The sequence below is a fragment of the Pseudomonas sp. TMW22091 genome (assembly GCF_022496705.1).
Taxonomy (GTDB): domain Bacteria; phylum Pseudomonadota; class Gammaproteobacteria; order Pseudomonadales; family Pseudomonadaceae; genus Aquipseudomonas; species Aquipseudomonas saxonica.
In genome coordinates this window covers 84,935-108,514 of sequence record NZ_SCFI01000012.1, presented here as the reverse complement: position 1 = coordinate 108,514, position 23,580 = coordinate 84,935, and the positions used below count along the sequence as shown (strand labels likewise).

At 58.0% G+C, this 23,580-nt stretch carries 17 protein-coding genes; 5 read left to right on the top strand and 12 right to left on the bottom strand.

Annotated elements, in window-relative coordinates; genetic code table 11:
- Positions 1 to 172: 172 nt before the first annotated feature.
- The 10 genes from EQV93_RS19355 to EQV93_RS19310 form a co-directional block, all read right to left on the bottom strand.
- Positions 173 to 2,584, bottom strand: a complete 2,412-nt coding sequence (locus EQV93_RS19355) for a glucose/quinate/shikimate family membrane-bound PQQ-dependent dehydrogenase (RefSeq protein WP_240892221.1) — start codon at positions 2,582 to 2,584, stop codon at positions 173 to 175.
- A 280-nt stretch (positions 2,585 to 2,864) separates the two neighbouring features.
- Positions 2,865 to 4,145 (bottom strand): C4-dicarboxylate TRAP transporter large permease protein DctM, encoded by a 1,281-nt coding sequence (gene dctM, locus EQV93_RS19350; RefSeq protein WP_122785999.1) that lies wholly within the window; start codon positions 4,143 to 4,145, stop codon positions 2,865 to 2,867.
- Positions 4,142 to 4,780 carry a TRAP transporter small permease gene (locus EQV93_RS19345; RefSeq protein WP_240892220.1) on the bottom strand — a complete coding sequence of 213 codons (639 nt, stop codon included), beginning with the start codon at positions 4,778 to 4,780 and terminating at the stop codon, positions 4,142 to 4,144. Before EQV93_RS19345 ends, dctM begins: the two co-directional genes overlap by 4 nt.
- A 116-nt stretch (positions 4,781 to 4,896) precedes the next feature.
- Positions 4,897 to 5,889 carry a TRAP transporter substrate-binding protein gene (locus EQV93_RS19340; RefSeq protein ID WP_240892219.1) on the bottom strand — a complete coding sequence of 331 codons (993 nt, stop codon included), beginning with the start codon at positions 5,887 to 5,889 and terminating at the stop codon, positions 4,897 to 4,899.
- A 63-nt stretch (positions 5,890 to 5,952) separates the two neighbouring features.
- Entirely contained in the window at positions 5,953 to 6,780 is an 828-nt protein-coding gene (locus EQV93_RS19335) for an HpcH/HpaI aldolase/citrate lyase family protein (RefSeq protein WP_240892218.1), read from the bottom strand.
- Between the two features lie 35 nt (positions 6,781 to 6,815).
- Positions 6,816 to 8,024 (bottom strand): CaiB/BaiF CoA transferase family protein, encoded by a 1,209-nt coding sequence (locus tag EQV93_RS19330; protein WP_240892217.1) that lies wholly within the window; start codon positions 8,022 to 8,024, stop codon positions 6,816 to 6,818.
- A complete protein-coding gene (locus tag EQV93_RS19325; RefSeq protein ID WP_240892216.1) occupies positions 8,021 to 9,403 on the bottom strand; it encodes an MmgE/PrpD family protein in 1,383 nt (460 codons plus the stop codon). The genes EQV93_RS19330 and EQV93_RS19325 overlap by 4 nt, the downstream gene beginning before the upstream one ends.
- Positions 9,400 to 9,792, bottom strand: coding sequence for a VOC family protein (locus EQV93_RS19320; RefSeq protein ID WP_240892215.1), 393 nt, complete (start codon positions 9,790 to 9,792; stop codon positions 9,400 to 9,402). The genes EQV93_RS19325 and EQV93_RS19320 overlap by 4 nt, the downstream gene beginning before the upstream one ends.
- A gap of 44 nt (positions 9,793 to 9,836) precedes the next feature.
- A complete protein-coding gene (locus EQV93_RS19315; protein ID WP_240892214.1) occupies positions 9,837 to 11,000 on the bottom strand; it encodes an acyl-CoA dehydrogenase family protein in 1,164 nt (387 codons plus the stop codon).
- Positions 11,001 to 11,022: 22 nt separating this feature from the next.
- Positions 11,023 to 11,850, bottom strand: coding sequence for an FAS1-like dehydratase domain-containing protein (locus EQV93_RS19310; RefSeq protein ID WP_240892213.1), 828 nt, complete (start codon positions 11,848 to 11,850; stop codon positions 11,023 to 11,025).
- Between the two features lie 143 nt (positions 11,851 to 11,993).
- Between EQV93_RS19310 and EQV93_RS19305 the strand changes: the two genes are divergently transcribed.
- Together EQV93_RS19305 and sodC are read left to right on the top strand one after the other, a co-directional pair.
- Positions 11,994 to 12,905: a LysR family transcriptional regulator gene (locus tag EQV93_RS19305; RefSeq protein WP_146387498.1), complete on the top strand. Its 912-nt coding sequence runs from the start codon at positions 11,994 to 11,996 to the stop codon at positions 12,903 to 12,905.
- A 251-nt stretch (positions 12,906 to 13,156) separates the two neighbouring features.
- Entirely contained in the window at positions 13,157 to 13,678 is a 522-nt protein-coding gene (gene sodC / locus EQV93_RS19300; RefSeq protein WP_240892212.1) for a superoxide dismutase [Cu-Zn] SodC, read from the top strand.
- A gap of 166 nt (positions 13,679 to 13,844) precedes the next feature.
- Here the strand turns inward: sodC and nirD are convergent, their stop codons facing one another.
- Both nirD and nirB read right to left on the bottom strand, forming a co-directional pair.
- Complete coding sequence (nirD, locus tag EQV93_RS19295; protein ID WP_240892211.1) at positions 13,845 to 14,204, bottom strand: nitrite reductase small subunit NirD; 360 nt, start codon at positions 14,202 to 14,204, stop codon at positions 13,845 to 13,847.
- Positions 14,204 to 16,756 (bottom strand): nitrite reductase large subunit NirB, encoded by a 2,553-nt coding sequence (gene nirB, locus EQV93_RS19290; protein WP_240892210.1) that lies wholly within the window; start codon positions 16,754 to 16,756, stop codon positions 14,204 to 14,206. Before nirB ends, nirD begins: the two co-directional genes overlap by 1 nt.
- A 626-nt stretch (positions 16,757 to 17,382) precedes the next feature.
- Here nirB and EQV93_RS19285 point away from each other — a divergent pair.
- The 3 genes from EQV93_RS19285 to EQV93_RS19275 all read left to right on the top strand — a co-directional run bounded on the left by EQV93_RS19285 (position 17,383) and on the right by EQV93_RS19275 (position 23,573).
- Positions 17,383 to 21,528: a bifunctional nitrate reductase/sulfite reductase flavoprotein subunit alpha gene (locus tag EQV93_RS19285; RefSeq protein ID WP_240892209.1), complete on the top strand. Its 4,146-nt coding sequence runs from the start codon at positions 17,383 to 17,385 to the stop codon at positions 21,526 to 21,528.
- Between the two features lie 260 nt (positions 21,529 to 21,788).
- A complete protein-coding gene (locus tag EQV93_RS19280) occupies positions 21,789 to 22,982 on the top strand; it encodes a CmpA/NrtA family ABC transporter substrate-binding protein (protein WP_240892208.1) in 1,194 nt (397 codons plus the stop codon).
- A 15-nt stretch (positions 22,983 to 22,997) separates the two neighbouring features.
- Complete coding sequence (locus tag EQV93_RS19275; RefSeq protein ID WP_122785984.1) at positions 22,998 to 23,573, top strand: ANTAR domain-containing response regulator; 576 nt, start codon at positions 22,998 to 23,000, stop codon at positions 23,571 to 23,573.
- Positions 23,574 to 23,580: the final 7 nt, after the last annotated feature.

The following is a 23,580-nucleotide window of genomic DNA, read 5'->3' as shown; positions in this document are numbered from 1 at the left end:
TGAGAAAAAACTTAACATCGCCTTTTGCGCCCATTCAGAAACATCCTGGGACTTCACACCAGCTACTGAAGATTATCGTGAGGCCAATAAAAAAGACCCCAAAGCGGCCAGTTGTGGTTCACACAACTGGCCGCTCAGAGGTCTCTAGTTTTTAGCAGAGATTGGGGCTACATCATTTCCCTTTAGAATCGGGCAACGCGTAAGCGATCAGAGAGTCGCCCATCTTCGTACCGAACGAGCCATGGCCGCCGGCCATGATCACAACGTACTGTTTACCGTTCGACTCATAGGTCATCGGTGTCGCCTGACCACCAGCTGGCAAACGGGCCTGCCAAAGCAGATCGCCATTGGTGACGTCATAGGCGCGCAGGTAGTTGTCCTGAGTGCCCGCGATAAACATGAGGTTGCCGGCAGTCGAAATCGGGCCGCCCAACATTGGCACGCCAATCTTCATCGGCGGCAACTGGATACCCTTAAGGCTGTCCCGCGCCGTACCAATACGCTTACGCCACACGACCTCGTGGGTTTTCAGATCCACACCGGCAACGTAACCCCATGCCGGCGCTTTGCAGGGCAGACCTAGCGGCGAGAGAAATGCATTGATCTCAACGCCATACGGCACGCCATACTGAGGCTGAATGCCCGTTTCAGTACCAGACCCCTTCGCACCTTCTTCAGGCCACAGCGGGTTATTAGGCCCACGTGGAATCAGTTTGGACACGAAAGGCAGCGCCATCGGATTCATTAGCGCTATCTGGCGATCAGAGTTGACGGAAATACCGCCCCATTCAAATACACCGAGATTACCTGGGAAAACCAGCGTGCCGTTTTCTGAAGGCGGTGTGTACTGGCCGTTATAGTTGAGGCGCTTGAAGATCACTCGACACATCAACTGGTCAAACATGGTGGCGCCCCACATGTTCTTGTCGGTCAATGTCTGGATCGGGGTCAAGTTCAGTGCGGAACGAGGCTGTGTCGGACTGACCCAGTCACCAGGAGCTGCTTCACCCTCAGGCACTGGCATTTCAGTGACAGGTACGATCGGCTTGCCGTCACGACGATCGAAAACGAACATGTTGCCCGCTTTAGTAGGCACATACACCGCAGGAACGGTGTCACCCGCCGGCGTTTTCACATCCGCCAAGGTTGGTTGCGCCGGTACATCCATATCCCACAGGTCATGGTGGGTAGTCTGGAAGCTCCACGCCAACTTACCGGTTGAAGCATTCAACGCCACAATCGCACTGGCATAACGCTCCATCACAGGGGTACGGTTACCGCCCCAGATGTCTGGCGTAGGGTTGCCGGTCGGGATGTAGACCATATCGATCTTGGCATCGTACGCCAGTGGAGGCCAAGCGTTAGGCGAGTTGTTGACCAGTGTCTGGCCAGGGCCAGGAATTGCGTTTGGATCTTCTGCGCCCGTATCGAACACCCATTTCAGAGCGCCGCTGTTGACGTCGTAACCGCGAATCGCGCCAGAAGGCTCATGTACGGAAAAGTTATCGGTGGTAGAGCCGGCAATCACAATCGTTGTGCCAGACACCACGGGTGGAGACGTCGGCATCAAAGCGCCCGGATAGGTATAGGGCTGCATTTTTTTGAGGTCCAGCTCGCCATTTTCAGCGAAGTCTGAACAGCGTTCGCCATTGTCGGCATTGATTGCGAACAGACGACCATCGTTGACCGGCAGCAGCACTTTACGAGGGCAACTGGTTTGGACCGGAGCGACGTCTTTCAAGCTGGTCGCAAATTCCTCCGTGTTGGCCTGGTCGTAATATGCAACACCACGGCAAGTCAGATGCTGAAACGAAGGGTCGGATACGAGTTGCGGATCGAATGTCCACTTTTCCTTGCCGGTCGCTGGATCAAGCGCCACCAGTTTTTGGTGGGTAGTGCAGATATACATGTTGTCGCCAATCTTGATCGGCGTCACTTCGTTAGTGGTCTCACCCGAGTCATTATCAGTTTTGAACTCACCGGTGTGGAAAGTCCACGCGACCTCCAGATCTTTCACATTGCTGTCGTTGATCTGGCTAAGTGGCGAATAACGGGTTCCTGCCTGGCTTCTGCCATAGGCTGGCCAGTCGCCTGGGGCAATGCCGTCAACCGGTTGGGCTTGCGCAGGTTGGGCCGAAGTCAGACTGCCGTTGATTTCCTGAGGGTCGTTGAAGATCGAGTAGACCAACACAGCGATCGCGAAAGCCAGGGTGGCCGACAAAAACACTTTGCTGGCTTTCAAACGCGCATCAATGCCACGCGTCACTGCCGGAATCAGCAGCCAGATGCCCAGCACGCCGAGAATATCGAAGCGAGGTACTAATGCCCAGAAATCCGAGCCGGTCTCCCATAGCCCCCATAGAACGGTCGCCAGCATCAGCAATCCGTAAAGCCAGATCGCCGCTGCGGATCGTCGCCAAAGCAAGACTGCACAAATGAGCAGCCCAATGCCGGCGATGATGTAATACAAAGAACCACCCAATGATGCCAGCCATATTCCGCCTATTAATAAAACAAGCGAAAAAATGGCAGTTATCACTGCGGTGAAAATTCTTAATCCTGAACCTTGCGCTTGCGCACTCACAAATTTTTCCTCTAAAACCTAATACAGTTAGCTCCCTCTCAATATTACCCAGATCAAAAAGTTGTGAATATTAGACCATTGGCGCCTAGTGCCGGGGGCTCAGTGTTGTCGAGGTACCGCCCCATGAAAACGAGACAACCTATTTTTTCGTCTGCATGCAGCGGCGCCCTCCTCCTTTTTCTCGGTCACCGTGTTCGAGGGCACTGCTCATTTCGCGAATGGAAATCACGTTGCTCAACAATCAACTGCCACAGATTGGGTCGCTCCCCCTGCGTTGTAATTACATCCCCAACCAGTTCGGCAACGCCAGGGAAACAAACGGCACGTAGGTCACCAGCACCAGGAAGGCCAGCATCACCATCAGCCAAGGCGAAACCGCGCGCACCACGCGGGTGAGCGGCATGCCCGTGACCGCTGAGGTGACAAACAGATTGAGCCCGGTTGGTGGTGTGATCAGTCCGATTTCCATATTCACCACCATGATGATGCCCAGGTGGATCGGGTCGATGCCCAGTTGCATTGCGATCGGAAACAGGATGGGTGCAAGAATCAAGATGATCGCGGACGGCTCCATAAAGGTGCCCGCAACCAGCAATACGATATTGACCACCAGCAGGAATTCAATCGGCGTAAAGCCCTGCTCGACCACCCAGGCAGTGATCGACTGCGGGATCTGCTCGGTGGTCAGTACGTGGGCGAACAGCATGGCGTTGGCGATGATGAACATCAGGACCACGCTCAGCTTGCCCGCTTCGATAATCACCTTCGGGCATTCACGAACGGTCATGTCCTTGTAGATGAAGATGGCCACAAAAGCGGCATAGACTGCGGCCACGGCGGCGGCTTCGGTGGGTGTGAACATGCCCGAATAAATACCGCCAAGGATGATCACTATCAACATCAGGCCCCAACCGGCCCGACGGCCTGCGGTCATGATTTCCTTGAACGAGGCCCGCGGCAACGAGGGCATGTTTTTCACGCGGGCCATGATGTAGATGGTGACCATCAACACAAGCCCCAGCAGCAGGCCCGGAACGACGCCCGCCATGAACAGCTTGCCGACCGAGGTTTCGGTTGCGGTGGCGTAAACCACCATGACAATCGAGGGTGGAATCAGGATGCCCAGAGTACCCGCGTTGCACACAATACCGGCGGCAAAGTCTTGCTTGTAGCCAGAGCGCACCATACCGGCGATAACGATCGAGCCGACCGCTGCCACTGTGGCTGGCGACGAACCGCTCAATGCCGCAAACAGCATGCAGGCAAGGATCGCCGCGATGGCCAGGCCACCCTTGATATGACCGACGCAGGCGTTGGCGAAGTCGATCAGGCGACGGGCTACGCCACCGCTGGTCATGAATGCGCCGGACAACAGAAAGAAAGGAATGGCCAGCAGCGTGTAATGCTCGCTGGTTTCGAACAGCTTGATCGCCAGGGAACGAACCGAGTCGTTACTGAAGAATAGAATGGTCATGGCCCCGGACAGCCCCAGGGAGATCGCCACCGGAATACCGACAAACATCAGCACGAACAGGGCGACAAAAAGGAAGGCAATGGTCATTTTTCGGTCCCCGACTGGTCGTTTTCCGCCAGTTTGACGGCGTCATCCACTTCACTGTGCAAGCCCAGCCCCTGCTGTTTGCCTTGCACGATACGGATGAAAATCTGCAGGAAGCGCACGAACATCAGCGCAAAACCGATGGGCACGATCATTACGATCTGCCATTGGGCAATGCCGAACCGGTCCAGGTCTTCAGCACTGGTCCCGACCTCATACAAAGTAGCCACCCACTGCTCACTCGAATACGCTATCAGGGCGCAGTAGCCCAGGCAAATGAACACTGCAAGCATGGCCACACGTCGTTGGTTGGCAGGATTGAACTGGCGCACCAGCAAGTCGACACCAATGTGCGCGCCAATCCGCACGCCCCAGGCCAACCCCACAAAGATCAGCCAGCCAAACATGGCCTTGGTCAGCGCTACGCTCCAGGTCATCTCTTGGGCGATGTATAGAATTTTGTCGCCAATGCCGAGCATGGCGTCGTTGGCGAAGGGCAGCGAATCCCCTAGAAAGTAGAAAACGCCATAAAGGTTGTTGAACACCACGTACGCGAAAGTGACCAGGGTCATGCCTGCAAGCAGGAACGCCACCAGCATTTCTTCCGCGCGATTCCAGACACGAACAACTGCGTGCATGGGTTTCTCCCTTGATAGAGCGGTCGCTAAGCGACGTGTGGGACCGATGAAGTCAGGGCTGCCGTTAACGTAGCCGTTGGCGACCCCGCACGGAGTCGCCAACAGCAGTCGGGGCCTTAGCTACTTTTGTTGGCCTGTTCGGCGGCCTGGATCACATCAGAACCAATGGCGCCTTCGAACTTTTTCCACACCGGGCGCATGGCTTCACGCCACATCTCGCGCTGCTCAGGGGTAAGGGTGATGATTTCGCTATTGCCGGAATCGGCAATCTTCTGACGGGAGGCCTGATTCAGCTTCTCGGCCTGTTTGTTTACCTCCACCGTGACTTCGGCCATGACCTCATCCAGCGTGGTGCGGATCTCCGGCGGCAGGCTGTTCCAGAACTTGGTGTTGGTGATCACCATGTAATCGATGGCGCCATGATTGGACTCAGTGAAGAACTTCTGCACTTCATACACATTCTGGCTCTCGTAGTTCGACCAGGTGTTTTCGGTGCCATTGACCACGCCGGTCTGCAAACCCTGATAGACCTCGGCAAAGCTCATCTTGCGCGGCGCGGCGCGCAAGGCTTTGAACTGCTCATCCAGCACGGCAGATGCCTGTACCCGGAATTTCAGGCCGCGAGCATCCTTGGGTTCATGCAGGGCCTTGTTGGCAGACAACTGTTTCATGCCGTTGTGCCAATAACCAAGACCGGTAAGGCCCTTGCCTTCCATGGACTTGAGCAAGGCCTGACCTTGCGGGCTCTGCTGAAAACGGTCGACCGCATCGATGTCGTCGAACAGGAATGGCAGATCAAAGATCTGGATCGGTTTGGAGTAGTGCTCGAACTTGGCCAGCGACGGCGCCAGCAGTTGCACGTCTCCCAGCAACAACGCTTCCATTTCCTTGCCGTCACCGAACAGCGAAGAGTTTGGATAAACCTCGACCTTGACCTGCCCTGGCAGGCGCTCCTCGGCCAGCTTTTTGAACATCAGCGCGCCCTGGCCCTTGGGGGTGTGTTCGGCGACAACGTGGGCGAACTTGATGCTGATGGGATCGGCCGCGCTCGCAAAACCTGCGAATAACGGAAGTGCGCAGACCAACGCCTTGAGGGTGTGCTTGAACATGGGTACATACCTCTTGTTGTTATAAGTTTGGTAGTGCCGGGTATTGCTTTAGTGGTGCTTGAATCAGGCAGACGCAGAACCGGCCCGCCTTAATATTCGCCGTGCATGTTCGATCACCGGAGCATCGACCATCTGCCCGTCAACCACGAAAACCCCGTTAGCCGACTCAACTGCAGACAGAATCCGTCGCGCCCGGTCCAGCTCTTCATGACCGGGCATGTAAGTGTCGTGTATCAGCGCAACCTGACTGGGGTGGATGCACAGCAGGCCGCCAAACCCCATATCCCTGGCATCGGCCGCCATTTGGGTCATGCCTTCGATGTTTTTGATATCTGCAAATACGCTGTCCAGTGGCGGCGCCAGCTCTACCAGTCGGCTGTGCAGCAAAATGGCGTAGCGAGCCTGATCGAGAATTCGCTGCGCTGCGGCGCTGGTGCTGCTCAAGCCCATGTCCAGACCAAGATCCAGTGCACCGAAAGTCAATCGCTCGATTCCGGCTGCCCGGGCAATGGCCGGTAACTCAAGCAAGCCCCTGGCACTTTCGATGATTGGCCAAACGGGTTTGGCGCATGCCGCAGCCAGCGCAACCTGCGCTGCACTTTCTGCCTTGGGCAGCACGACCGCCACGACACCAGGCTGGCGACGGCATAAGTCCAGATCGGCCGCCTGTTGCTCATGCTGCGGCGCATTGACACGCACCAGCACCCGAGCCTGTGGATTGGCATCAAGAAAAGCATCAAGATTGGCCCGTGCCTGGACCTTGAGGTTTTCTGCGACGGCGTCCTCAAGGTCGACGATGACCGCATCGGCGCCGCTTTCCAGCGCCTTGGCAATCCGCTCGGGGCGGGTGGCCGGTACAAACAGCGCTGAACGAATAGTCGTTTTGTTCATGAAAGTGCTCCGTGCCGAGGTGCGAGGCGCAAGCCTCACACCGCTCCTTGTTGATGCAGACGCTGGATGTCCGTTGCCCCGTAGCCCAGTTCATTAAGCAGGCTGTCGGTGTGCTCGCCCAAGTGCGGCACGGCATCCATTCGTGGTTCAAAAGCGACGTTGCGACCCGGTGGCAGCAGTGCTGGCAGCCTGCCGGCCGGACTGTCCACCTCACGCCAGCGGTCACGGGCCTGAAGTTGCGGGTGTGCCCAAACCCCTGCCATGTCGTTGACATGGGCGTTGGCAATCGACGCCGCATCAAGCCTTGCGATGACTTCATCGGCGCTCATGCGGGAAAATTCCTCAACGATGATGGCCCGCAGTTCAGCTCGGTTTTGCGAACGCCGCGCATTTGCATTAAAGCGTAAATCGCCTGCCAATTCTGGCTGTAGCAACACCTTGTCGCAGAACTGCTGCCATTCACGTTCGTTCTGCAAGCCAAGCATCACCGTGCCACCATCCCCCGCAGGAAACGGCCCATAGGGGTAGATTGTGGCGTGGGCGGCACCGGCTCGCGGAGGTGGGGTGGCACCGTCATAGGCGTAATACATCGGGTAGTTCATCCACTCCACCAGGCTTTCCAGCATCGACACATCAATGCGGCTGCCCTCCCCGGTCTTGTCACGCAACAGCAGTGCCGAGAGCACACCGGTGTAGGCGTACATACCCGCCGCAATATCGGCAATCGAGCAGCCGGCTTTGGCCATGTCGTTTTCGCCCGGCCCGCCGGTAACGGATAAAAAGCCGCCTTCGCTCTGGATCAACAGGTCGTAGGCCTTTTTCTGCTCGTAAGGCCCACCCTCCCCGTAGCCAGAAATATCGCAGACGATCAACCTGGGGAAGCGTTCATGCAGGGCTTCAAAAGACAGCCCCATGCGCTGGGCGGCTCCCGGCGCTAGGTTCTGCACCAAAACATCTGCCGTGGCCAGCAGCTTGTCGAGCACCTCTCCCGCGTCCGGCTGTTTGACGTTCAGGGTCAGGCTTTCCTTGGAACGGTTGGTCCAGACGAAGTGCGAGGCCAGGCCATTGACCCGCTCGTCATAGTCACGAGCAAAGTCACCGGAGCCCGGGCGTTCAATCTTGATCACACGCGCCCCCAGATCGGCCAGTTGACGGGTGCAAAACGGCGCCGCGATGGCGTGCTCCAGGCTGACAACGGTAATGCCGTCCAGTGGGCGGGGTTTCTTGGTTGTGGTGTCGTTCATGATGCTGCCCCCGCAGAAGTTGCGACGCCGGTCAGCACGCCCATATCGTCCAAATGGCGCAAGTGCCAGACCAGCTCGATAAGTCCGGTCGCCTGCTCATCGTTGCAAGCACCCGAGAACGCCAGCAGGCGGCGAAACTTGTCTTCAAGCTCGGCGCGGCTCAGGGTATTGCCCGGGTCGCCCTTGGGTTCATCGATGCTGCCGTACACCGTCCGGCCCTTTAACGTGGTCACTTCAACACGGCCCAGCCAGCGCTGCGGATAGGCAGCGTCGACGTGCTCGTCGAGCACCATGTGCACCTTGTTGCGCAGGTCGCCAATGCGCGAGTCGGTCAGCGCATGCTGATGGAACTCGGGCAATCCGGCCTTGCCGTAAACGGCGATCAGACCTAGCACTGTCCCCATGGAGAACTTGGCCTGGTGGACCGTCTGTGGCTCCTGCACGCGGCCCAACACGTCGATGGCTCCCTGATGGACCCGCGTGATCACGCTGGCAATGTCTTCGGCCCGCAGGTTCTCGCGCTGCATCACCGCCAGCAGGGCATCCGCCGCCGGGTGCGTGTGACGGCACGAGGCGTGAAATTTGAACGAAGTTTCAATCAGTGCCCAGCGGCTACCCAGACGGTCAGAAAGGCAATCCGGGTTGGCATCGCTGGACATGCCGGCAGCCATGCCCTGCTCACCCTCAAGAATGTTTTTCGCGCCGCTCAGCCCTTCTGCGGTCAGGTAGGCGGCCAACAGACCGTCCGCTGCCGCCTTGGCCGTGTGCAGCTGTTTGGAGTCGGCTGCATCGCGCAAAAACTCCCACAGGCCCGCCGCCTGGGTGCCCGCAGTGCCGAGTAGATGGGTGAACTGCTCCTGATTGAAATCCATCAATTTGCCCACGCCAACGGCTGCTGCCAGGGTGCCGACCGTGGCCGTGGTGTGAAAGATGCGGTAGTGCGAACGGCCGAGAAACTCACCTATACGAATACCGGCTTCGTAACCGGCCACTGCCGCAACGATCAGTTCGCGGCCGGACTTACCCAGGTCCTGGGCAGCGGCCAGAACCGCCGGAAAGACTACCGTCGCCGGATGCAGCACGGAGCTGTTGTGCAGGTCGTCTTGCTCCACCAGGTGCGAGCTGGCACCGTTAACCAGCGCAGCGAAATACGCGGAGCTGGTCTTGCCGCTGACCAGGATTGCGGCCGGGCCACTGGCCGGGCCCATCATTGCCGCATAGCGCTCGAACAACGGGATCGGATGTGAACCCTGGCTGGCCAGAGCCGAGCCCAACCAGTCAAGAAACAGATCTTCAGTACGGCTGATAACGGCTTCAGGCAACTGCTCGAAGTGCAGGCTGGCCAAAAACTCAGTGAGCGCTTGAGTGTGCTGGCTCATGAAGCGGTCTCCATGGAATTCGAGAGTTCGATCAAATTGAGGTCCGGATCAAGCAGGTAGATCGAGCGGATCGGTCCTCGGGCACCCGTACGCACGACCGGACCTTCCAGAATGCTCACCTCATGCGCTTGCAAGTGCTCGATTACGTCGTCCAGTCGGTCGTTGACGATGAAACACAGGTCGGCTGACCCCGGCAGCGGATGCGTCGCCTTGGGTTCGAACTCGGCGCCTGCCTGGTGCAAGTTGATTTTCTGCTGGCCGAACGACAGGGCATGGCGCCCCTGACCAAACACTACCGGCTGCATGCCCAGCACACGGCTGTAGAAGTCCAGACTTTTGGGTATATCGCGCACCGTCAGTACCAGATGGTCGAGATGGCTGATCTGCATGTGCAATCTCCGTTAAGGCATCGGATGTGAATCCGGATGAATACCTAGAATGAACGCGGCAGTTCGAGCAGGTGCTCGGCCACGTATGACAGGATCAGGTTGGTGGAGATAGGCGCTACCTGGTACAGACGGGTCTCGCGGAACTTGCGCTCGACATCGTACTCATTGGCAAAACCGAAACCGCCGTGGGTCTGCAGGCACGCATTGGCCGCTTCCCAGCTGGCTTTAGCCGCCAGGTACTTGGCCATGTTGGCCGCTGCGCCAGCGCTGCGCCCGCTGTCGTACTCCTCGCAGGCACGCCAGCGCATCAAATCGGCGGCTTCAAGCTCGATGTGGGCTTCGGCAATCGGGAACTGCACACCCTGGTTCTGTCCGATCGGGCGACCGAACACCACCCGCTCGCGGGCGTACTGTGCGGACTTCTCATTGAACCAGCGGCCGTCACCAATGCACTCGGCGGCGATCAGCGTACGTTCGGCATTGAGCCCATCGAGTATGTAGCGAAAGCCCTTGCCCTCTTGACCGATCAAGCTGCTGGCTGGGATTTTCAGGTTGTCGAAAAACAGCTCGTTGGTTTCGTGATTGACCATGTTGGCAATGGGCTGCACGGTCAGACCATTACCGATGGCTTGGCGCAAGTCGACCAGAAAGATCGACATGCCATCGACTTTTTTCTCCACCTCCGCCAAGGGTGTAGTGCGAGCCAGCAGGATCATCAGGTCCGAGTGCTGAACCCGAGAGATCCAGACCTTCTGGCCGTTGATCACGTACTCATCGCCCTGACGCACTGCAGTGGTCTTGATTTTGGTGGTGTCGGTACCGGTGGATGGCTCGGTCACGCCCATGGACTGCAGGCGCAGCTCGCCGCTGGCAAGCTTGGGCAGGTAGTAGTTTTTCTGCTCTTCACTGCCGTGGCGCAGCAAGGTAAACATGTTGTACATCTGGCCATGCACGGTGCCGGAGTTCCCGCCGCAGTGGTTGACCTCTTCCAGGATCACCGAAGCCTCTGCCAAACCCAGGCCTGAGCCACCGTATTGTTCGGGGATCATCGCCGACAACCAGCCAGCCTTTGTCATGGCGCCAACGAACGCTTCGGGAAAGCCCTTTTCTTCGTCAATCTTGCGCCAGTACTCCGCCGGGAACTCGGCACACAGGGCGCGCACACCCTCGCGAATAGCGTTGTAGTCTTCGTTCAGATACGGATTCATTGCAGATCCTTATTGTCATTATTCAATCAAAGATCACTTCGCCCTTCTGGGCCACGCCCTCGGCATTGCCCACCCACAACTCTGCCCTGCCCGCAGCCACAACACGACCGCTCACCTCAAAGGGATGGGGCGCAATCAACGGGCGAACGCCGCGATAGGCGAAGCGCCGCAGGCGTGCAGCAGGATTGGCTCGGCAGAAAGCGCGCAGACTGAGCGTGGCCATAAGTGGGCCGTGAACCACCAACCCCGGGTAGCCTTCGATTTCGGTAGCGTAGGGCCAGTCGTAATGGATGCGGTGACCATTGAAGGTCACGGCTGAGTAGCGGAACAACAAAGTGGGGGTTGGCGTGACGGATTCCTGCCAGGTGCCCTCGGGCAATGGGTCGCCGCTTGCGAGCTTGGGAGGGGTGGGTTCGCGGTAAACGATGTCCTGTTCTTCGCGAATCGCCAATAGCCCGTCCTGCAGGTAGTCATGCTGGACGGTGACAAACAACAGTGAGCCGGTCTTGCCGTGCTTTTGCTGAACATCGGTAATGGTCGAAACCCGCGTGGCTTGAGCGTCCACCTTGAGCGGCGTGTGGAACTCGATACGGCCGCCGGCCCACATGCGGTTGCGGTTGTCGGCAGGTGGCAGAAAGCCTCCGCGGGCAGGATGACCATCGCCGCCCAAACCGCTGCCTTGCACCGCGGGCTGGAAGAAACACCACTGCCACAGCGCCGGCAAGGGTTCACCGGCCTGGGGCGCTTGCTCACCCAGAGTGGCCGCTATGCGGGTGACCAGGTTCAGGCTCAGGTGATCATGGATTTCTTCAGCGCGCCCGACCCAGGCGGAGAGTGCGTTATCGCTCATCGGTGATTGCCCCGTGGCTTGTTATTTTGGACATGATTGCCAAAAGCATAGCGATCTGTGAATCTGCGTTTCGGTAAGGGGGCGTTCGGTTTTGGTTAACGCTGGAATTCTGCAGCTGCATTCATGCTCAAGGAAAATCAGCCATGCACTTTGATCTCGTCGACCTGCGCCTGTTTATCCATATTGCCGAATCCCCCAGCATGACCCAGGGTGCACGCAAGGCATTCATTTCCCCGGCTGCGGCCAGTGCCCGCATCAAAAGCCTTGAAGAAAACCTCACCAGCCGCCTGCTCTACCGGGACAGCCGGGGCGTTGAGCTCACGCCTGCGGGCGAACTGTTTTTGCACCATGCGCGCGTGATCATGCGCCAGGTGGACTACATGAAAAGCGAGTTCACCGAGTACGGCACCGAGTCCTCAGGGCATATCAGGATCTTTGCCAACACCACGGCGGCCACTGAGTTCTTGCCCGAAATCCTCGCCGGTTTTCTCGCCGAGCGTCCGGGGGTGACCGTTGACCTGCAGGAGCGATTGAGTCGCGACATCGTGCGTGGCGTGATGGATGGTTCTACAGACATGGGCATCATTGCCGGCCCGGTCGAGGCCGACAGCTTGCAGGTCATACACTTCAGTACCGACCAGCTGGTACTGGTGACGCCCCTCGATCATCCCCTGGCCCGGCGCAAATCGATCAAGCTGGCAGAAACCCTGGCTTATCCGCACATAGGCCTGCACGAAGGCACCACCCTGCTGCGGTTTTTGAGTGAACAGGTAGCCCTGCACGGCAATACGCTGAACATGCGCATCAAGGTCTACAGTTTCGAAGCGATGTGCCGGATGGTTGAAGCGGGTGTAGGCCTGGCCATCCTTCCTGAGTCTTCGGCACGCCGACATCAACAAACCATGGGCCTGTCAGTCATCGAGCTCGACGAGCCCTGGCGCGTACGGGAGCGAAGTGTGCTGGTGCGCGATTTACAGGCACTACCGAAGGTGACCCGTACCTTGATCGACATTTTATTGGCGCAAAACCAAGGTTCGGTTCAAGCAAAAAAATGAACGTTGGCCTTTAATCCGCTGGACCACCCCGCTCCCCTTGGTTTTTGTCAAACGCGTACAGCGATACCTGCCGTTAAAGCCTCTCGTAACAAATGGTCGTCATTCATATAAAACTTCTGAATGCCCACCTACTCTCATGTTTAGGCTGACGAGTCATCGTGTGTCGTCACGAGCCACTTCATCAGTAGTTAATTGCTTACAGCCCAAGTGTTCGCCTCTCACAAATCGCTCATACAATTCAGGAATCGACTATGAAACGCTCTCTGTGGTTTGGTTTGATCGGTACCCTCGTAGCGGGTACGGCCCACGCGGCAACTCAAGATGTACCCATGAATCTGGTGAGCGCCGACGGTGCGCCTCAAGCCATCGGCTCGATAACGATCAGTGAAACCCCCTATGGCCTGCTGTTCACGCCGAATCTAAAATCACTGCCGGTGGGAGTGCATGGTTTCCATGTGCACGAAAACGGCAGTTGCGAACCAGGCGTGAAGGATGGCGTCAAAGGTGCTGCGCTAGCGGCCGGTGGGCATTTCGATCCGCAGAAAACCGGCAAGCATCTTGGGCCGTATGCTGACGGGCACCTGGGTGATTTACCGGCGGTGTACGTCACCGCCGACGGCATGGCGACCTACCCGGTGCTAGCTCCGCGGCTCAAGAACCTCTCAGAGATCAAAGGCCACGCGCTGATGATCCATGCCGGTGGTGATAACCATTCGGATATGCCCAAGCCGTTGGGCGGTGGTGGCGACCGTGTGGCGTGCGGCGTGATCTGATTCCCACACGCAGATCCAGGCGCTCATGCAACCTGTGCGCCTATCGCCTTGATCGATCTACCTTTCAGCACGGCAGACATTTTGGCCAAAATGGCATTTCTCAGCGTGATGTCTGCCACCGTCAGCGCCGGTGGCTTTGGCCTTACCTACGAGACACCACGTTACCTCACCCCAAATCAATCTCTACCAAATCCCCCACCATCCTGACCGGCCAACTGCGCAGTGGCTGCTCAGGAAACTCCAAACAGCTGCCATCACCCAGCCGGTAGTGCTGCTTATACAGTGGCGAAGCGATCACCAACTGCCCCGCCAAACAGCCGACAATCCCCCTCCCTATCACGTTCGCTCCAGACACAGGGTCGCGATTTTCCAAGGCATACAGCTGTTTGCCAGCCTCTTGCGCGGGCAGATAGAACAGCGCTACCTGCACCCCATCAACGAGCGACACCACACCGGAATTTGCGACCAAATCGCCATACCCGCAGGCTCGACGCCAGAGTTGTTGGTTCATGGTTAGGCTGCTCATCAGATCATCTCCTCTACAGGAATAAGGTTGAGTTCTTCGACGCTGATCGGGCGAATTTGGCCGCGTTCTTTGACGAAGTTAATGTCCGGGTCGCCTGCCTTGTCGTTGACGAAGGTGCGGAAACGTTTGAGTTTTTCCGGGTCCTGCAAGGTGTTTGCCCATTCGCACTCGAAACGATCGACTACCAACTGCATCTGCGCCTCCAGTTCGGCGCCTAAACCCAAACTATCGTCGATGATTACCGCTTTCAGGTAATCCAACCCTCCTTCCAGGCTTTCGCGCCATACCGAAGTGCGCTGCAGTTTGTCGGCGGTGCGGATGTAGAGCATCAGGAAGCGGTCGATGTAACGGATTAGGGTTTCGCTATCAAGGTCAGTAGCGAACAGATCGGCGTGCCGTGGCCGCATGCCGCCGTTGCCGCTGATGTAGAGGTTCCAGCCCTTTTCGGTAGCGATGACGCCAACGTCTTTGCTCTGAGCCTCGGCGCACTCACGGGCGCATCCGGAGACGGCGAACTTGAGCTTGTGCGGCGAGCGCAGGCCCTTGTAGCGGTCCTCGAGCAATAGCGCCATTTTCACGCTGTCCTGTACACCGTAACGGCACCACGTACTGCCCACGCAGGATTTCACCGTGCGAGTCGACTTACCATAAGCGTGGCCGGTTTCGAAACCGGCTACGATCAGTTCGCTCCAGATATCGGGCAATTCGTGCAGTTGCGCACCAAAAAGGTCGATGCGCTGGCCCCCGGTGATCTTGGTGTAGAGGTTGTATTTCTTCGCTACCGCGCCAATGGCGATGAGACCGTCCGGGGTGATCTCTCCTGCAGGAATACGCGGCACCACCGAGTAGGTGCCGTTCTTCTGCATATTGGCCATAAAGCTGTCGTTAGTGTCTTGCAGCGGCACCAGCCATGGTTCTTGAATCTGCCGGTTCCAGCATGAGGCAAGGATAGAGCCCACGACCGGTTTGCAGATAACGCAGCCCAGGTGACCTTTACCGTGGCGGGCCAGCAATTCGTCAAAGGACTCGATGCCTTCCACTCGTACCAAGGAATACAGATCTTGGCGGGTATAAGCGAAATGCTCGCACAAGCTCTTGTCGACGCTGACACCACGGGCAGTCAGTTCATGTTCGAAAACTTGTTTGAGCAAGCCCGCACAACCACCGCAACCGGTGCCCGCTTTAGTCTGTGCCTTGATGCCAGCGAGGTCACTGCAACCAGCATCGATGGCGCAGCAGATCGCGCCCTTGTTCACGTTATGGCAAGAGCACACGGTGGCGGTGGCAGGCAGCGCGTCCACGCCAACAGCTGGAGCAGCGTCACTCAAAGGCAGAATCAGCGACGACGGATCGTTTGGCAGTGCGAGGCCGTTTTGCACGTACTGGAGCAGCGTGTCGTAGTAGCTGTTGTCGCCCACTAACATCGCGCCAAGGGCTTGTTTGCCATCGGCAGAGACCACCAATCGACGGTAACTGCCGCAGGCTTCGTCGATAAAGCGGTAGCTGCGCGAGCCAGCGATAGCGCCATGTGCGTCACCGATGGAGCCGACATCCACGCCGAGTAGTTTTAGTTTCGTGGACATATCGGTGCCGATAAACGGCTCTGCCTCTTCACCGCATAATTGCGCGGCGACGCTGCGAGCCATTTGATAACCCGGCGCTACCAAACCAAAGATGCTGCCATTCCACGCTGCGCATTCACCAATGGCGTAGATGTTCGCGTCACTGCTGCGGCACTGGCTGTCGATGGCGATACCGCCGCGCGCACCCAGTTCCAACTCACACTGCCGGGCCAGCGCGTCTTGCGGGCGGATACCGGCGGAGAAGACGATCAGATCGGTTTCCAGAAATTCGTCATTGGCGAAGTTCATACGGTAGCGATACTCGCTGCCGGGGGTGATTGACTGGGTGCCACGAGACACATGCACGCTCACCCCCAATGCTTCGATACGGGCCTTCAGCGCCTGGCCACCATGGTCATCCAGCTGCACAGGCATCAGGCGCGATGCGAACTCCACCACATGGGCTTCGAGCCCCAGGCACTTGAGGGCATTGGCCGCTTCCAGCCCGAGCAATCCCCCACCTACCACCACGCCGCGGCGCGCATTTTTTGCCGCAGCCTGGATAGTGTCAAGATCGCCCAGGGTGCGATAGACCAAGCGTGAATCGCCGACAGCACCTTCAATCGGCGGCACAAAGGGGAAGGAGCCAGTGGCCATGACCAACTGGTCGTAAGGCACGCAGCCATTGGCGGTGATCACCTCACGGCGTGCACGGTCGATTTCCAGCACAGGTACGCCCAAATGAAGGGTTACGCCTGGAGTCTGGTACAGCGCTGCTTCGCCGAGGGCGAGAGATTCGGCATCACGGCCGCCGAAGTATTCGGACAGATGCACGCGGTCATAAGCACGCAGCGGCTCTTCGCTAAACACATGAATCTGAAAGCGGCCGAGAGCACCGCGTTCCACCAGTTGCTCCACGAAGTGATGGCCAACCATACCGTTGCCAATAACCACCAGTTGTTGAATATCAGTCGCCCATTTACTGTTCATAAGTGCACCCGCCAAAGCCGCTCCATTTTTTCGAAGGCAAAAAAAACGCCTGGAACCAAAAGGTTCCAGGCGCCTTTGCCTGTTCGTGCCGCCGGCCCTTGAGCCTGTCGCAGTCATTGTCACCCGGGCCTGTGTTGGCCAACACGATCGCCATTGATCGACGGGGCGTCTCACGTGCGCAGTCGCAGTGAGCTGTTTAGGTATATGCAGTGGCTGTGCCAGAAATTAAATACTGGCTTGCAGAGTCCGACATTGAAGGGGGTAACCGCATTACAGCGACATTGACGAGCCCTCATTACAGTTCCAAAACAGTGCGGATTTTTATCTGGCGCCCCAAGACAAGGCGACATTCACGGAAAAAAGTACGGTGTAAGGCCTTTACGTAAGGGGGTCTAACTAGCAAAACCTCGCAGCTGAAGCACATCCCACAAAGCACCGCAGTCGCGCCGACACGTGTTGGCCCAGCCATTGCTAAGCATAAGCACAGGCTATCAACGACGATGGCTCAATCATTCAGGCAAAGACACACGACAAAGGCGCCGTGCAACTCCCGTTGAAAGACGAGGAGCAGCATGGCGCCTTTTTACGTTTCTGAGTCTTCATGAGATCCCTGGCGAGGTAGCAAGATGGCGGATAACAGCACCGGTAAAACCGTGCGCAGCGTGTGTCCTTACTGTGGGGTTGGCTGCGGAATTGTGATGCAGGTGCAAGACAACCTCATCGTCAAAGTATCCGGAGACAAACAACACCCAAGCAACTTTGGTCGCCTGTGCACGAAGGGCAGTACGTGCAACCAGACCGTGGCCAATGCAGGGCGCATGGAGCATGCCTTTATGCGCCAGGAGCGCAATCGCGACCCGGCTCGGGTGAGCATTGATCAGGCCATCAACGCCACTGCCAGCCGCTTGCGCGGCATTATTGATGAGCACGGGCCAGACGCCGTTGCCCTGTATGTCAGCGGTCAAATGTCGTTGGAGGCGCAGTACCTGGCCAACAAGCTGACCAAGGGTTTTATCCGCAGCAGCCATATTGAATCGAATTCTCGGCTGTGCATGGCCAGCGCCGGCAGCGGCTATAAACAGTCACTGGGTGCCGACGGTCCGCCCGGCTCTTACAGCGACTTTGAACATGCCGATGTGTTTGTTGTGATCGGCGCCAATATGGCCGACTGTCACCCTATCCTTTTTCTACGCATGCTGGACCGGATGAAAGCCGGGGCCAAGTTGATCGTTATCGACCCGCGGCGCACCGCCACTGCGGACAAAGCCAATCTGTACCTGCAAATCGCCCCCGGCACCGACTTGGCGCTGCTCAATGGCTTGCTCCATCTGCTGGTGATAAATGGCCACACCGACCCCGCATTTATTGCGGCCTTTACTGAAGGCTGGGAAGTGATGCCGAGCTTTCTGGAGGATTACACACCCGAGAAAGTCGCCACCATCACCGGCCTCGAGGAAGTCGATATTCGTCAAACCGCACAGTGGATTGGCGAAGCAGAAAACTGGATGAGCTGTTGGACCATGGGCCTCAACCAAAGCGTGCAAGGTACCTGGCACACCAATGCCCTGTGCAATCTGCACCTGGCCACCGGCGCCATCTGTCGCTCCGGCAGCGGGCCGTTCTCGCTCACCGGCCAACCCAATGCCATGGGCGGCCGCGAGATGGGCTATATGGGGCCCGGTCTACCAGGACAACGCTCAGCCTTGGTGCCGCAAGATCGCGCTTTTATCGAAAAGTTGTGGGCCATACCGCCTGGCAGCCTGCGCAGCGAAGGGGGTGACGGCACCTTGGCTATGTTTGACGCCATGGCCGCTGGCGATATCAAAGCCTGCTGGATTATTTGCACCAACCCGGTGGCCAGCGTGCCGAACCGCCAGACAGTGATCGCCGCGCTGCAAAAGGCCGAACTGGTGATAAGCCAGGACGCTTATTTGGACACGGAAACCAACCGCTACGCCGACATCCTATTGCCTGGTGCCTTATGGGCCGAAGCCGAAGGTGTGATGATTAACTCCGAACGCAACCTCACACTCATGCAGCAAGCTGTATTGCCACCGGGTGACACCTTGGCCGATTGGCAAATTATCGCCCGCGTCGCCTGCGCCATGGGTTACTGCGAGGCCTTCAGCTATGAAAGCGCCACCGAGGTTTTCGAAGAAATCAAACGCTGTTGGAACCCGAAAACCGGTTATGACATTCGTGGCGCCAGCTATGCACGTCTTCGCGAACAACCGCTGCAATGGCCCATTGCCGACTATCAAGGGGCGACGCGCAACCCTTTGCGCTACTTGAATAACGACACCAGCCAAACACTGAGCCTGAATGCCGACGGCAGCCAACCGGCACTGGTATTCGCAACCGATAGCGGCAAGGCGCAATTCTTTGCCCGCCCCCATCTACTGCCCGCGGAGCTGCCCGACCATGACTTCCCTCTGGTGCTTAACACTGGCCGCTTGCAGCACCAATGGCACACGCTGACCAAGACTGGAAAGGTGCCGACCCTGAACAAACTGAACCCGGGACCTTTTGTGGAAGTTCACCCCAGCGACGCAGCACGCCTGGGCATTTCAGAAGGTATCCGTGTGGCCATTCGCTCCCGTCGTGGCGTGGCCAAACTGCCAGCAGTGATCACCGACCGCGTGCGCCCAGGCAACTGCTTTGCGCCCTTTCATTGGAATGATGTGTTTGGCGAAGAGCTCGCCATCAACGCCCTGACCAGCAATGCCGTGGACCCCGTTTCTCTGCAGCCCGCATTCAAGTTCTGCGCTGTCAGCCTGCAAGTCGTCACCCCTCAACCCGCCCCGACAGTTTCAGCTAGCGAGCTGGTTGAGGCCTGTGTAGACACCACAGATTCCGAGGAGCTGCACCCGATGCAGATTAACGCCCTGGCTCGCTTGCTCAACCTCGACACACCGGCGCAGCTGCAGCTTGAGGCCAATGAACAGCTGTATATGCAGGGCTACTTACTGGGGCTGCGCAGTGCCAAAGGGCGAGCGAGCGGCGTGCCGACGTTGCCAGCCAGCGCGCCATTACCGACCAGCAAACGCCTGATGTTGGACGGTATGTTGGCAGGGTTGTTTGCCCGTTCAGATAGCAGCCATGAGATGCCTGCCCAATCGGGCCAGTTGGTTAACCCTGCCCTGGCCGAAATCACTGGCCAGCAATGGCTAGTGCTCTGGGCTTCGCAAACCGGCAATAGCGAGACTTTGGCCCAAACCTGCGCGCAGCGTCTGCGCAACAATGGCCAGCGCGCGCGTCTGCTGCCCATGGACAGTGCGCAATTGGACGACCTGCGTACCAGCTCTGGTGTTCTGTTGGTCACGAGCACTTTCGGCGATGGCGACCCACCGGACAATGCCAGCAATTTCTGGAGCAGCCTCGAAAGCGCAGACGCTCAGGCCTTGGCCAATAGCCGCTTCAGCGTGCTGGCCCTGGGGGACTCCAGCTACGACCAGTTCTGCGGCTTTGGTCGCAAGCTCGATGAACGTTTAGCCGCCCTCGGTGGCGAACGTTTGCAACCACGCCAAGAGTGCGAGCCGGACTATCAGGAAGCGGCGGACAGCTGGCTTAGTCGCGTTTGCGCCTCCTTGCCCACCAGCACCACCGCGGCGGTGGAAATGCCGTCCACCTTGCGCCCCGCACGAGTGGAAAGCAGCTGCTACGACCGCCAAAACCCTTTGCTGACCCAACAGTTGGATAACCGCATCCTTAATTGCAAAGGTGCAGAAAAAGAAACCCGCCATATCGCCTTCGACCTGCGTGGCCACGACTTCCCCTATCAGGCCGGCGATGCCTTGGGCGTGTGGCCGAGCAACTGCCCTGAACAGGTCAATGCACTGTTGGCTGCTCTGAAGCTGGATGGCGATTGCAGCGTCGAACTTAAAGACCAGCCCGCCATGTCCTTGCGCCAAGCCCTGGAAGCGCATCTGGAAATCGCCCGCATCTCCCCGCAGCAACTGCAATGGGTCAGCGAGCGTTCCGCCAGCCCATTGCTCAAAGAGTTGCTGCTGGGTGAAAGCCCGGCCCGGCTCAAGGATTGGCTGTGGGGCCGGCAGCTGCTCGATTTGCTGCTGGAGTTCCCCGTCCCCCTCAGCGTTACCGAACTGCTCAACCTGCTCAAGCCCCTGCAACCACGGCTGTACTCCATCTCATCGAGCCCAAAAGTATGCCCGGATGAAGTGCATATCACGGTATCCACCGTACGTTACCTGCACAACAAACAGCAGCGTGGCGGTGTGTGCTCTACCTTCCTCGCTGATCGCGCAGGGCAACAAGGTGCACGAATCTTCCTGCATCGATCGACGCACTTCCGTCCGCCTAATGACCCGCAAGTGCCACTGATCATGATCGGCCCCGGCACCGGCATAGCCCCCTTCCGCGCCTTTCTGCAAGAACGTGAAGCTCAGGGCGGCGGTAAAAACTGGCTTTTCTTCGGTGAGCAACGGGCCCGTAGCGACTTTTACTACCGTGAAGAACTGCGCGCCTGGCAACGCAGCGGTCTGCTCAGCCGCATGGACACCGCCTTCTCCCGCGATCAGGCGGAGAAAATCTACGTACAACAACGCATGCTTGAAGAAGGTGCTCTGCTATGGAGCTGGTTGGAACAGGGCGCTTACGTATGCGTGTGTGGCGATGCCAGCCGCATGGCCAAAGATGTCGATGCCGCGCTGAAAAAAATCGTGCAAACCCACGGCAAAATGAGCAGCGGCGCCGCGACCTTGTATGTCAGTGGTATGAGTAAAGACCGACGCTATTTGCGCGATGTTTATTGAGGTGGTTGGCAGTGGCGGCCTGAGGCAAAAGTGAGCGCAGCCCAAGCCCGGCAAATGAACGCAGTCAACTGCGGGAGGGGCTTTGCCGCAACACTCATGCTCTTTTGCAGAACCCGGCACACCAATTGCTATCCTTTGCCACAAAGGTCGTCTGGCAAGACAAGGGCGGCCCGCACTGACAATGGCGTCGTGCTCGACCGGCTTCTATAGCGCGGAAGGTACGGCGTTTTTTTTGATCTAACGTTTTCAGGAACAACCGTATGAGCGATGGACTGCTTTTGCACCCTCTGGCTTGGGTGGCGGGCAGCGATGCCCTGGAAAAGAATGTGCTGAATATCGGCTATATGCCCCTCAGCGACTGCGCCTCGCTGGTAGTCGCCGCCACTCAGGGCTTTGCACAGCCTTACGGGCTGACCCTGAACCTGCAACGTCAAACGTCCTGGGCGGGAATCAGCGACAAACTGCTGAGCGGTGAGCTGGATGTTGCCCATAGCCTGTACGGCATGATTTACGCCATTCAGCTGGGCATTAGCGGCGCCGCCGCTACCGATATGGCGGTATTGATGGGGCTCAATCAGAACGGCCAAAGTATCAACCTGTCGCAGCCGCTAAAAGACGCCGGGGTGACCAGCACCAGTGCACTGAAACAACGAGTGCACCAAAGTGGGACAAAACTCACCTTCGCTCAGACCTTCCCCACCGGCACCCACGCCATGTGGCTTTATTATTGGCTGGCCAGCCAGGGCATTCACCCACTGCAGGATGTGAACAGCGTTGTAGTACCGCCCCCGCAAATGCTCGCGCACCTGGAAGCAGGGCGTATTGATGGTTTTTGCGTGGGTGAGCCGTGGTGCGCAAATGCTGTGGACCAGGCCCAGGGCTTTACCCTGGCCACCAGCCAGAGCATTTGGCCTGACCACCCGGAGAAGGTGCTGGCCTGCACCCGTGAATTTGTAGAGCAAAATCCCAATACAGCTCGCGTCCTGGTAATGGCAATACTGGAAGCTAGCCGCTTTATTGAAGAAAGCCGCGAGAATCGCCTCAGCACTGCGAAATTGCTTAGCAGCACTGAGTATCTGGATGCGCCGCTGGCCAGTATCGAACCACGCCTGCTGGGAGATTACAGCGATGGCCTCGGTAACCGCTGGCAAGACGAGCATGCCCTGCGGTTCCACAACAAGGGTGCGGCGAACTTCCCCTACCTCTCAGATGGCATGTGGTTTATCACCCAATTCCGTCGCTGGGGTCTGCTGCGCGAAGACCCAGATTACCTGGCAGTAGCGCAGCAGGTGCAACAGCTTGAACTGTATGGCGCGGCAGCCAGTGCCCTGGATATTCAACTACCGGGCACGCCCATGCGCAGCAGTCGTTTGCTCGATGGTTGTGTGTGGGATGGCTCCGACCCTGCAGCTTACGCACGCAGTTTTGCCCTGCATGCCCTTAATGATTACTGACAGGAGCTGGCCACCATGCTGCGTATCCTGCTAATCAATGACACCTCGAAAAAAGTCGGACGCCTGCGCGCTGCCTTGAGCGAGGCGGGATTTGAAGTCATCGACGAATCCGGTCTGACCATCGACCTGCCCGCGCGAGTGGAAGCAGTGCGTCCGGATGTCGTGCTGATCGACACCGAGTCCCCCAGCCGCGATGTGATGGAACAGGTGGTGCTGGTGACCCGCGACCAGCCCCATCCCATCGTCATGTTTACCGACGAGCATGACCCCGGCGTGATGCGTCAGGCGATCAAGTCTGGGGTTAGCGCCTATATAGTCGAAGGCATTCATGCCCAGCGTCTGCAGCCGATCATGGATGTGGCCATGGCGCGCTTCGAAAGCGACCAGGTGCTGCGCTCGCAATTGCAGGCCCGCGATCAGCAGCTTGCCGAGCGCAAGCGGGTGGAGTTGGCCAAAGGCATGCTGATGAAAATGAAAGACTGCAACGAAGAGCAGGCCTATACGCTGATGCGCCGTCAGGCCATGAGCAAACAACAGAAACTGATCCAGGTGGCCGAGCAGATTATTGCCATGAATGAGTTATTGGGCTGAAGTGCGT

Bases quoted from the DNA above. Each gene is read 5' to 3' on its own strand.
- EQV93_RS19330 (WP_240892217.1), bottom strand. From the start codon at position 8,024: ATGAACGACACCACAACCAAGAAACCCCGCCCACTGGACGGCATTACC.
- nirB (WP_240892210.1), bottom strand. From the start codon at position 16,756: ATGAACAGTAAATGGGCGACTGATATTCAACAACTGGTGGTTATTGGC.
- EQV93_RS19345 (WP_240892220.1), bottom strand. From the start codon at position 4,780: ATGCACGCAGTTGTTCGTGTCTGGAATCGCGCGGAAGAAATGCTGGTG.
- dctM (WP_122785999.1), bottom strand. From the start codon at position 4,145: ATGACCATTGCCTTCCTTTTTGTCGCCCTGTTCGTGCTGATGTTTGTC.
- EQV93_RS19285 (WP_240892209.1), top strand. From the start codon at position 17,383: ATGGCGGATAACAGCACCGGTAAAACCGTGCGCAGCGTGTGTCCTTAC.
- EQV93_RS19275 (WP_122785984.1), top strand. From the start codon at position 22,998: ATGCTGCGTATCCTGCTAATCAATGACACCTCGAAAAAAGTCGGACGC.
- EQV93_RS19310 (WP_240892213.1), bottom strand. From the start codon at position 11,850: ATGAGCGATAACGCACTCTCCGCCTGGGTCGGGCGCGCTGAAGAAATC.
- EQV93_RS19305 (WP_146387498.1), top strand. From the start codon at position 11,994: ATGCACTTTGATCTCGTCGACCTGCGCCTGTTTATCCATATTGCCGAA.
- EQV93_RS19325 (WP_240892216.1), bottom strand. From the start codon at position 9,403: ATGAGCCAGCACACTCAAGCGCTCACTGAGTTTTTGGCCAGCCTGCAC.
- sodC (WP_240892212.1), top strand. From the start codon at position 13,157: ATGAAACGCTCTCTGTGGTTTGGTTTGATCGGTACCCTCGTAGCGGGT.
- nirD (WP_240892211.1), bottom strand. From the start codon at position 14,204: ATGAGCAGCCTAACCATGAACCAACAACTCTGGCGTCGAGCCTGCGGG.
- EQV93_RS19335 (WP_240892218.1), bottom strand. From the start codon at position 6,780: ATGAACAAAACGACTATTCGTTCAGCGCTGTTTGTACCGGCCACCCGC.
- EQV93_RS19280 (WP_240892208.1), top strand. From the start codon at position 21,789: ATGAGCGATGGACTGCTTTTGCACCCTCTGGCTTGGGTGGCGGGCAGC.
- EQV93_RS19320 (WP_240892215.1), bottom strand. From the start codon at position 9,792: ATGCAGATCAGCCATCTCGACCATCTGGTACTGACGGTGCGCGATATA.
- EQV93_RS19340 (WP_240892219.1), bottom strand. From the start codon at position 5,889: ATGTTCAAGCACACCCTCAAGGCGTTGGTCTGCGCACTTCCGTTATTC.
- EQV93_RS19315 (WP_240892214.1), bottom strand. From the start codon at position 11,000: ATGAATCCGTATCTGAACGAAGACTACAACGCTATTCGCGAGGGTGTG.